Here is a 9,545-nt window from a genome sequence, read left to right on the forward strand (position 1 = left end):
CTCCCCGGGAGCCCTAGCTGGTGATGGCGAAGGCGACCAGCAGGGCGAGTGTCCCGCCGAGGCCCAGCAGAAGACCCAACACCGGGATATGGCCGAGAAAGGCCATCGCCAGGCACGCCAGGACGAGCACGATATGGAGAACGGCAAACAGGACCAGCTTGCTGAAGCTGTGAAAGGTCTCCTGATGCTCCTGCAGTTCCTGAAGGGGAATATCCGGCGAATTGACTGTTGGGACCATGGCGAACCTGTATGTGGCTTGGCCTCGCATGCCCAACGTCGGCGCCGATCTGTCGTTGCTTGCGGGGCAGCACACTTGAAGCCATATCTTTGGCCCATGAAATCGCTCCTGCCTGCCCTGCTTGTCCTCCTCGTCGCGGCCCTGGCGACACCCGCGACGGCGCAATCCTACGAAGACCAGATGCGACAGGCGGCGAGCGCTTACGAGCGAAAGGACATGGCGACCGCCGTGCGCATCTGGAAAGTGTGGGCCGCCAAGGGCGAGGCCGAGGCGCAGACGTTGCTCGGCGCCATGTACTGGAGTGGCGACGGCGTGCCCCGCAACCTGAACGAAGCGGCAAGACTATATCTTGCCGCTGCCAAGCAAGGCTACGCGCGTGCGCAGAACAACATCGGCTTCATGCTGGGCTTCGGCGAGGGCGTCCCGCCGCGCGACGACATCGAAGCCTACAAGTGGATCAAGCTCGCCATCGACGGATATACGGCCAAGAATCAGGACCGGCTCGACCAGGCCCGAAAGGACCTGGCGACCCTGTCTGCCCGCATGAACCCTGCGCAAATCGCCGAGGCCGAAAGGCGTGTTCGGGCATGGAAACCCGTGCCGAAGGTGCGGTAAGATCAAAAACCACGCGGCGGTCACGAGCGATGCCCCGGCGTCGGCCCTATAAGAAGGACTGAATGAACCGACCCTCGGTCGCCGCGGCTTTTGCCGCCTCACTGCTTGTCGGCGGGATGTCCCAGGGCATCGCGCGCGACCTGCCGTGGGTCGAACAGGCGCATACGACGAATCGCGGTCGCATGGCCGAGCTTCGGGTGCTGGGGGCGGAATTGGCGCCCCTCTACGATCAGCCCTCGGCCGTGGCCGGTCTTCGCGACCACCTCCATTTCATGGAACTGGCGTCGGTGGATGGACTCCTCGAGCGGAGCGTGGCCATCGAGGTCACACCTCCCCAGCCGCTCATAGCGATCGCCGAGAACGCTCCGCCGCCGATTGCGAGCGGGCCGGTCCCCGAATCCGTGATGGCTGATGGCCGCATTGTCGCGGACAGGATTTTGGGCGACGGCCTGGATGACGAGCGGCAGCAGGCCTACCTCCCGTTCGAGCGCCGGCTGGGCGTCTCCGGGGTCATCTCCGGTGGCTCCTTCGAAGCCTCGGCTGTGGCAGCGGGCGTTCCGGCGCCGGCCCTGCTTGAAGCCATGCAGGCGATGGCCCTGTCGGTCGATCTCAAGAAGGAGATGCGGGACGGCGACAGGTTCTACGTCCGCTACGAGCAGACGTTCACCCAGGCGGGCGCGCCGCTCGATGTCGGCCGCGTGCTCTGGATGGAACTGCGCACGCCCAGGGGGGTGATGGCCATCCATCGGTTCCGCACGCGCGATAACAGTGAGCGCTTCTGGATGGCGAGCGGGCAGGCCGCGATGCCGCCGTCGTTCAGACTGCCGCTCGATACCGTCTCGATCTCTTCGGGCTTCGGCCTGCGGGCCGATCCGTTCGACCAGCCACCGCCACCCTACGGCGGCAAGCCGCAAGGGGCCGGCGGTCCGCAGCGTCCGCCGGGCCTCCCGCCTGGCCTGCCGACAGGAGGCGCCACCGACATGCCGCGCGCAGGCATCGGTGCGGGTTTTGCCGCGTCGCCGGGCGCTTCCGCCTACGGCAGCTCGTCCTATGGCGGTTTCCGGGCGCCACCGGCCTATGCACTGTCGGCCCGGCCCTCGTCGCGGTCACTGTTCATGCATGAAGGCGTCGACCTGGTGGCGCCGGCCGGCACGCCGGTCGTTGCGGCAGCCGATGGCCTCGTCGTCGGGGCGGCGCCGAACGGCCGTTACGGCAACTGGATCCGCATCGAGCATGGCGGCAAGCTGGCGTCGGTCTACGGACATCTTTCCGCCTTCGCGACCGGCCTGCAGCCCGGCAAGATCGTCTCGCGCGGCGACGTGATCGGTTATGTCGGCAGCACCGGCCGCTCGACCGGCGCGCATCTTCATTTCGAGCTTCAGGTCGACGGCAAGCCCGTCAACCCGATCACCCATCCCGAACTGAAGCGCGCCCAGTTGCGTGGTCCCGATTTCGAACGTTTCCGCAAGCAGGTGGCGGCAAGCCTCGCCGAACGCGAACTCGAAGCCAGACCGGCCGCCGTTTCAGTCGGCGACTGATCCACCGGTCGCCTCACGGGCCTTGATCGCGAAGGCCTCCTCCGGCGACAGGACCAGCCGGTGCCGGCCGACGAACGCGAACCACGCGATTCCCAGCGCGAACCATGCACCGACGCCGATCACGCCGGACACGAATACCGGATCGAGCAGCTGGTAGACCAGCGTGACGGTGGCGATGATGATGGTGATCACGGCGCCCGCCACGCCCATGGGCGAGCGATAGGGACGGGCGAGGCCCGGCAGCCGCATGCGCAGCACGAGAAAGCTCACGGCCTGCAGGAGATAGGAGAGCATGGCACCTGCCACCGCCATGTTGAGCAGCATGCCCTGGATCGCAGCGGCGCCCCGCTCGGCGCCCATGCCGAACCACAGCGTGAACATGATGGCGAGGGCCACGGCCGAGCCGGCCAGCAGTGCGACATGGGGCGTCTTGTGGCGCGGATGGGTGATCGACAGGAAGCGCGGGAAATAGCCGGCACGTGACAGGGAATAGATCTGCCGGCCCTTGGCGAAGAGGATGGTATGAAAGCTGGCGACCAGGCCGATGCAGGCGACCAGCGCCAGCACCTTCGCCAATCCGCCGCCAAACGTGGCGCGGAAACCGTCGAGCAGCGGCTCGCCGGACCCCGCAAGCTGGAAACTGCCAGGGGCCACTGACGGGTTGAGCCAGACGGTGAGACCAGCCGAGACGAGAAGTGTCAGTAACCCGGCCACGATCCCGCGCGGAATGTCGCGCGACGGCTCCATCGATTCCTCGGCCGCGAGCGGTAGCTGCTCGATGGCGAGGAACAGCCAGACGGCGAAGGGAAGCGCCGCCAGCGCGCCGTGCAGCCCGAACGGCAGCAGCGGGCCGCCACCTTGCGCCAGCTCGACCGGCTTGCCGTCGGCTCCGGCGCCAATGTTGAGCGCGTATCGGCCGAACTCCGCGACCGGGAGCGCCGAGCCCCAGAACACCGCAAGGCATGCCAGCGAGGCCAGCGTAACGATGACGGTGACCTTGAAGGAAAGCTCGACGCCGCGGACGTTCAGCGCCACGAACACCGCGTAGCCGGCCACCCAGTAGGCCGGCAGCCAGGCGGGAGGTGTCTCAAACACTCCGGCGAGATAGGTCGCCAGGAAGGACACGATGACGGCCGGCGTCAGCACGTATTCGACGTTCTCGCAGAGGCCGGTGACGAAGCCGCCCCACGGCCCCATCGAGGCGCGTGCGAAGGAGTAGGCCCCGCCCGTGTGGGGAAGAGCGGCGGCCATTTCGGCGATGCAGAAGACCAGCCCGAAATACATGACGGCGATGATGCAGGCGGCCAACGCATAGCCGCCCCATCCGCCGGCCAGGAGACCGAGGTTCCAGCCCGAGTAATGGCCCGAGATGACAGCGCCGACGCCGAGGGCCCACAACGAGAAGACCCCGGCGTAACGCCGTAGACCGCGGCGGGCGAAGTAGTCTTCTGTAACAGTCTGGTAAGGGGGCAGCGGTAGGCTCATTGCACTTATGTTACCGGTGCAGGCCGGTTCTGGACGAGGTGAAAGAGTTGAGTGCCGTCGAAACCGCGCTGCTTGTCCTGGGCGTGATCCTGATCAGCACCGCCGCCGGCGTCCTTCTCCGCCGCAGGCTACCCGAGAAGCACCTGAGCGGCGACTCGAAGGACGTCATCAAGCTGGCGACGGCCCTGGTCGCCACCATGGCGGCACTGGTGACGGCGCTTCTCTTCGCCTCGACCCGGGCCTCCTACGAGGCCACTCACAGCCAGGTCGGCCAGCTCACGGCCAATGTCATCGAGCTCGACCGTCTGCTCAAGGACTACGGTGCCGAAGGCGTGGCGCTGCGGCAAGCCCTGCGCCAGGACGTTGCCGCGATCGTGAATACGATCTGGCGCGATGACGATGCCGTTGCCCTGACGCCGGCACAGGCTTCGGCATCGGAAGCCCAGGTCATCACCAGGCTGCGCCTGCTTGCGCCGCACGATCCGGTTCAGACCTCGCTGCAGGCGCGGGCATCGGTGGTGAGCAATTCCCTGGCCCAGATCCAGCTCACACTCTACGCTCACCCGTCCGACTCGCTGGCCAAGCCGTTCATCACCGTGCTGGTCCTGTGGCTCTGCTTCATTTTCGGCAGCTTCGCCATGTCGGCGGATGCCAATGGCACGATGTTGAGCGTCCTGTTCTTCTGTGCCCTCTCCGCGGCCAGCGCGATCTATCTCATCCTCGAACTGGGCCAGCCGTTCGACGGGCTGATGCAGGTGCCGAGCGATCCGCTGCGGCATGCGCTGGCGCCGCTGTAGCGGCTCGGGAGGTGACGGGACGGGCTACCAGGTCATGCGGAATCCGGCGGTGAGGGCGTGGTTGGAATCCTGGCTGGAGATGTCGCCCTCGTAGCGGAAGTAGACGGAGGTGGCGTCGGCGATGACGGTGTTGGCGGAGAGGCCCAGCACGACGCTGTCGCGCTGGGGCGCGGCGCCATAGGTGGTGAAGGGCAGGGCCGGTGCGCCGACAAAGGAAGCGGTGACGGGCCGGCCGGTGTCGGCATATTCGTGGCCCCAGCCCAGCTTGAACTGCATTGCCAGCTTCTCGCGCCAGCCGAGGTCCATCGCGCCGCCGAGCTGGGCACCCAGCACGCTGCGCAGCGAGTTGGTGGTTTGCGAGGCGACCGACAGGTCGAGCGAGCCCGCACCGGATTCGGTGAAGGCGTTCTGCGTGGCCGTTGCCGCCTGCAGGCGCGCGAAGGGGGTGACGTAGGCTTCCGCGAGGCCGCCGATCTCGAAGCGGTAGCCGGTCTCGATCTGGCCGAAGAACAGGTTGGCGCCGGTGCGGCCGTTGGCGGTGCGCGACAGGCCGGGGAGGGTGATCTGGCGCGTCATGCGGTTGTCGGAATAGGCATAGGCCGCCAGCCCGTCGACATAGACGGCGTCCCTGGCATAGCTGGCGTAGAGGCCGGCCTGGAACGTGTCCGAGGTGCCGACGCCGGAGAAGCCGCCGACCCACTGGCTGCCACTGGTGAAGCCGGCGGTGACACCGACCAGCAGGTCTGGCGTCAGGCGCCGGTCGATGCCGGCCGCGAAGCCGCCGAGATTGTAGGTGAGCGTGCCGGCATTGGCCGTCCCGCCGACGACACCGAAGCCGCCCAGCGCTCCGCCCCAGGCGCCCCAGCGGCCGGGCTCGGTCGTGTCGCAGGCGACATCGCAGGCCTCGGCCAGGGCGACGCGCTTGCCGCCGCCCGAGGTGCCGCCGACCGTGTTGGCGAAGTTGGTCATGAATATCTGGGTGGTCGCGATGCCGACCGAGGAGAAGGCCGAATAGTTCTGGCCGCTGATCGTGTTCATGGCCGCGACGCCCTGCTGGGTGTTGAATGCCGAAAAGCCACTGAGCACGGTCGCGAAATCGCCGGTGGCGCCGAGCGCGGCAACGTCGAGCACCGATCCGACGGCAGCTTGGTTCGGTGTCAGGGCCTGGCGGGCAAAGCCACCGACCTGCAGGGTGAGATAGGCGTTGTTGGCGTCGTAGCTGAGGCTCGGCAGGACGAACGGCAGGTTGCCGGCGAGCGACGTGACCGACGAGAACCTGCCGGTGACGCCGCCGCTGGCGCTCATGATGGTGGACGTCGAGCGGACCGCGCCCGGCGGCAGCGGCATGGAGCCATCCGGCAGCCAGAAAGCGCCACTGAGGCCGGAAATGACGGCGGTGCCGGTCGCATTGATGAGGTCGGATTGGCCTTGCGCATTGGTCTCGACGACGTAGGAGCTGCCGGCAGCCTGGGTGTAGCTGCCGACGACGTTCAGCGTGCCGATCGAGTTGCCGGGGGAAACGGTCCCGCTGTTGACGACGTTGCCAGCGATCGCGCCGATGCCGGACATCGTCCCCGAGTTGGTCACGTCGCCGACGATCGTGCCGTTGTTCACCATGGTGCCGGTGTTGTTGAGGCCGCTCAGGAAGGCGCCGCTGTTGAGGAAGAGCCCCTGGTTGAGAAGTGGCCCGGTCCCGGGCTCTGCAATGTAGGTGCCGGCATTGGCCAGGATGGCATTTGCGGCGACAGAGTAGCCGCCCGTCGTGCTAAACACGGCGCCCGACTGGATGCCGAGGCTGCCGACCATCGTGCCGGTGAGATTCAGGATACCGCCGTTCACGAAGGTGCCGCCGGTGTAGGTGCTGGCACCGGCGAGGGTTTGCGTGCCGCCCGCGATGGTCAGGCTGCCGCCTGCAAGCGGGTAGGCGCCGCCGTCGCTCAGATTGCCCGAGTAGGTGCCGTTGGCATTGGCGATCGTCAGGGCATTGCCGCCGAGACTCACGAGGCCGGTGGCGGCGCCCGTCAGGGACGAGATGGTGACAGGTGCCCAGGCGCGGGAGATGTCGAACACGCCGTCATTGGTTACGCCGCTCGAGAGCGCGATGCTGCCCGGGCCCGCGACGTTGAGCCTTCCGCCGTCGGCGATGTTCGTCACGCCGGTATAGGTGTTGGTCGCACTGACCTGGATCGCTGCACCGGCACCGACATTTACTCCCCCGAGACCCGAGATGACTCCCGCCAGTCCCAATTGCAAATTGGACGACGTGACGCTCAGCGGGCCGAGGGCCGTCGTCGCGAGCGGCGCATCGGTGACGAAGAACGGCGTGTAGCCAATCGCCCGGTTCGAGAGATCGAACAACACCGAGTTCTGCATGAAAAAAGGCAGGCCGAGGATGCTCGTGTTCTCCGAGTTGAAATTCCCGACGTGATAGGTGCCGTAGTATGGGTTCAGATTCGCCGATGTCGTTGTCAGACCGGGAATGGCGGTGCCGTCCGGATTCACGCCCGTCATGGTTATGTATGTTGCCGTCGTGCCGGCCGCACTCAGGCTCGAGGCCAGGCCGAAGCTCGGCGTGCCGGTGTCCAGCAAGGCGCCCGTCGTCACGGTGAGGGGCGCCCCGCCGCCGTTCGGCGTCAGGGCAACGGTGAAGTTCACGCCATATTCGCGAGTGGCATTGTTGCCCGGCGAGGCGCCGTAGGGGTTGGGAAAGGGGTCGGCGGTTTGCGTCCATCTGACCAAGCCGGGAACGTCGGGTCTCCGGCTTGGCAAGCCGACCGTGGCGAACTGGCCGATCACCTCGGGAGTAAGGCCCACGGTCACGCACGGATTGCACGCCGTGACCGCCACGTTCGAATTGCCGCCGATCGAAACCAGCGCGTTGCCGGAGGGAGGATTCGAAATCCCGCCTGCAGTCGCCTGATTGGCCTGGCCGTTGGCCGCGACCATGTAGCCTTGAGCCATATGGCTGTTGGCAACCTGGATTTGCCCGAGCGGGCTGCCGACCGTGACGGGAGGCGTACTCTGGCCGGTGGGGCATGTCGCTGGGATCGCGATGGCGGTAGAGCAGCCGACTTGGGGCGACGTAAAGGCACCGGCACCGAATATTCCGTAGAACAGAAGCGAATCCGGCGGCGTCGGATTGGGAGTACCGGGGCAGGCGAAACCGCCGCTGCAGAAGTAATCCGGATAGATCAGCGGCGAAGGCTGGCTGAAGGCATTGTCGGAAGACACCGCGGTAATGTGGAAGCCACCGGACGGAGGCGCATTGAATGTCGTCGTTCCCCCGGTCGGATCCTGGAAGCTGAGCGACGGAACCTGGACGATGTTCCCAATGAAGCCACGGCAGGCGCCGGGCGTGTCGCCGTAACAGAACTGGACATTGTTGCCATTGGCGATCGTGGAGGCGGGAACGGTCGTCGTCGACCCGCCACCAAAACCGTTCCAGGTCGTCGGGTTGTAGGCAGCGTTGAAGCCGGGAGAACCGGTGTCGAACAGGTAGGATTGCAGCGGTCCGCCGTTGATGCCGACGCTGATGGCAAGTCGGTACTGATCGCCTCCTACGCCGACATACGACAGCGGGATGTTCGTCGATGACGTCGGCATGTATTGGCCCAGTGCGGCGCCATTCGCCCACAGAGCCAGAGCGAGGCCGATCAGGCCGCGATGGATGATGTTTAGAATCAGCTTCTGCCTCCCCGATGCGCAAAGGCTACGGGCAGAACACGAGATGCGACAAGAAGGTTACTCACCAAAATGGGTCAGCGCGTCGCTCACGGCTCAATTCTCGCCCAAGGTTGGTAGGATGTTGAACGGAGACCAGCCTGAAGATCGAGGGAGTCCAGCAATGATCCGGTCCAGCCGCGCGATGGATCTCGCGGCGCATCCCGAGGTTTATACGATCGGCCGGATATCGACCGAGTTCTTCCTGCGGGGCTTCGAGGTGATCGGCCGGGCGCACGATGACGTCCTGGGCGGCATGATCATCATGACGATGCTGGGCGACGCGCTCGTCGACCCGAGAGACGACAAGCCGATAGGAATTCGCGAGCTGGCCCGCCGGCTGGACACACCGTTTGAGACCGTACGTCGGCAGGTTCACAAGCTTGTTCTGAGGGGCGCCTGCCATCTGGAGGTTGGCGGAGCATGCCTCGCCTCCGCGACGTTGAGGAGCCAGCGTACGAACGCGATGCTGCGAAAGATCTATCTCGAAGCCGTACGCATGCTTGACGGGCTCAGGCGGATCAAGATCGGGCACTTCAGACCGCCCAGATCCTTCGATGCGCCGCGCACCCTCAACAAGGAGCAGGTCGTCGTTGTCGTCGCTTCGATCCGAGTGCTGCTTGCCGCGTTGAAGGTCTTGCGCGATTTTTTCGGCGGCGACCTCATGACGGGATTGGTGTTCACCGCGATCCGCGCCGCCAACGTCAAGCACATCACGAACACTGCGCCCGGCGCCAACCGGGACATACTGCCCGACTCGGATCGGCGGCCGGTCAGCATGATGGCGATTTCGAACTCGATGATGCTCCCTTACGAGACGGTCCGGCGGCACACCGCGCAGTTGATGAAGCAGGGCAAATGCGTACGAGTGAGCCGCAGTGGCCTGGTCGTTCCGGCCGCCGCTTTCCGCAAGATGACTCTGGAAGCCGGTACGGTCGTTCAGCTGGTACTTGATTTCATGGACGAGCTGCGAGCGGCGGGGATCAAGGTTTGACGGGACTCCCGATTGGCGAAGCAGGCCTCGGGACCGCGCGTCAGTCCCAGGCGGCGTCGACGATCTGTCCGGCCTCGGAGAGGACGAGCGTGAGGCGGTTGGGCTCGTATTCGTAGCTCGGGATGCCGTCGGCCGGGCGGATGATGCGCAGCGGATAG

7 protein-coding genes are annotated in these 9,545 nt (G+C 66.0%); 4 read left to right on the forward strand and 3 right to left on the reverse strand.

Annotation, left to right across the window (positions count from 1 at the left end; translation table 11 throughout):
• Nucleotides 1-13: 13 nt before the first annotated feature.
• Nucleotides 14-238 carry an aa3-type cytochrome c oxidase subunit IV gene (locus EPO41_RS04715; protein WP_296321149.1) on the reverse strand — a complete coding sequence of 75 codons (225 nt, stop codon included), beginning with the start codon at nt 236-238 and terminating at the stop codon, nt 14-16.
• A gap of 96 nt (nt 239-334) precedes the next feature.
• Here EPO41_RS04715 and EPO41_RS04720 point away from each other — a divergent pair, with 96 nt between their 5' ends.
• Nucleotides 335-853 carry a tetratricopeptide repeat protein gene (locus tag EPO41_RS04720; protein ID WP_296321152.1) on the forward strand — a complete coding sequence of 173 codons (519 nt, stop codon included), beginning with the start codon at nt 335-337 and terminating at the stop codon, nt 851-853.
• 62 nt (nt 854-915) lie between these two features.
• Nucleotides 916-2,391 carry a M23 family metallopeptidase gene (locus tag EPO41_RS04725; RefSeq protein WP_296321154.1) on the forward strand — a complete coding sequence of 492 codons (1,476 nt, stop codon included), beginning with the start codon at nt 916-918 and terminating at the stop codon, nt 2,389-2,391.
• On the opposite strand, the gene EPO41_RS04730 is transcribed toward EPO41_RS04725, so the two are convergent.
• Nucleotides 2,377-3,876 (reverse strand): amino acid permease, encoded by a 1,500-nt coding sequence (locus EPO41_RS04730; protein ID WP_296321157.1) that lies wholly within the window; start codon nt 3,874-3,876, stop codon nt 2,377-2,379. The two genes, EPO41_RS04725 and EPO41_RS04730, sit on opposite strands and share 15 nt — an antisense overlap.
• A gap of 47 nt (nt 3,877-3,923) precedes the next feature.
• On the opposite strand from EPO41_RS04730, the gene EPO41_RS04735 reads away from it, so the two are divergent.
• On the forward strand, nt 3,924-4,673 hold the full coding sequence (locus EPO41_RS04735) for a DUF4239 domain-containing protein (RefSeq protein WP_296321158.1): 750 nt from the start codon (nt 3,924-3,926) through the stop codon (nt 4,671-4,673).
• 24 nt (nt 4,674-4,697) lie between these two features.
• On the opposite strand, the gene EPO41_RS04740 is transcribed toward EPO41_RS04735, so the two are convergent.
• Nucleotides 4,698-8,276, reverse strand: coding sequence for an autotransporter outer membrane beta-barrel domain-containing protein (locus EPO41_RS04740; protein ID WP_296321162.1), 3,579 nt, complete (start codon nt 8,274-8,276; stop codon nt 4,698-4,700).
• 241 nt (nt 8,277-8,517) lie between these two features.
• Between EPO41_RS04740 and EPO41_RS04745 the strand changes: the two genes are divergently transcribed.
• A complete protein-coding gene (locus EPO41_RS04745) occupies nt 8,518-9,387 on the forward strand; it encodes a hypothetical protein (RefSeq protein ID WP_296321167.1) in 870 nt (289 codons plus the stop codon).
• The last annotated feature ends 158 nt before the right edge of the window (nt 9,388-9,545 follow it).

It is taken from the genome of Reyranella sp. (assembly GCF_004297265.1).
Classification (GTDB): domain Bacteria; phylum Pseudomonadota; class Alphaproteobacteria; order Reyranellales; family Reyranellaceae; genus Reyranella.

Excerpts from the sequence above, each read along its gene's own strand:
- EPO41_RS04715 (WP_296321149.1), bottom strand. The coding sequence starts at position 238 with ATGGTCCCAACAGTCAATTCGCCGGATATTCCCCTTCAGGAACTGCAG.
- EPO41_RS04720 (WP_296321152.1), top strand. The coding sequence starts at position 335 with ATGAAATCGCTCCTGCCTGCCCTGCTTGTCCTCCTCGTCGCGGCCCTG.
- EPO41_RS04725 (WP_296321154.1), top strand. The coding sequence starts at position 916 with ATGAACCGACCCTCGGTCGCCGCGGCTTTTGCCGCCTCACTGCTTGTC.
- EPO41_RS04730 (WP_296321157.1), bottom strand. The coding sequence starts at position 3,876 with ATGAGCCTACCGCTGCCCCCTTACCAGACTGTTACAGAAGACTACTTC.
- EPO41_RS04740 (WP_296321162.1), bottom strand. The coding sequence starts at position 8,276 with ATGCCGACGTCATCGACGAACATCCCGCTGTCGTATGTCGGCGTAGGA.
- EPO41_RS04745 (WP_296321167.1), top strand. The coding sequence starts at position 8,518 with ATGATCCGGTCCAGCCGCGCGATGGATCTCGCGGCGCATCCCGAGGTT.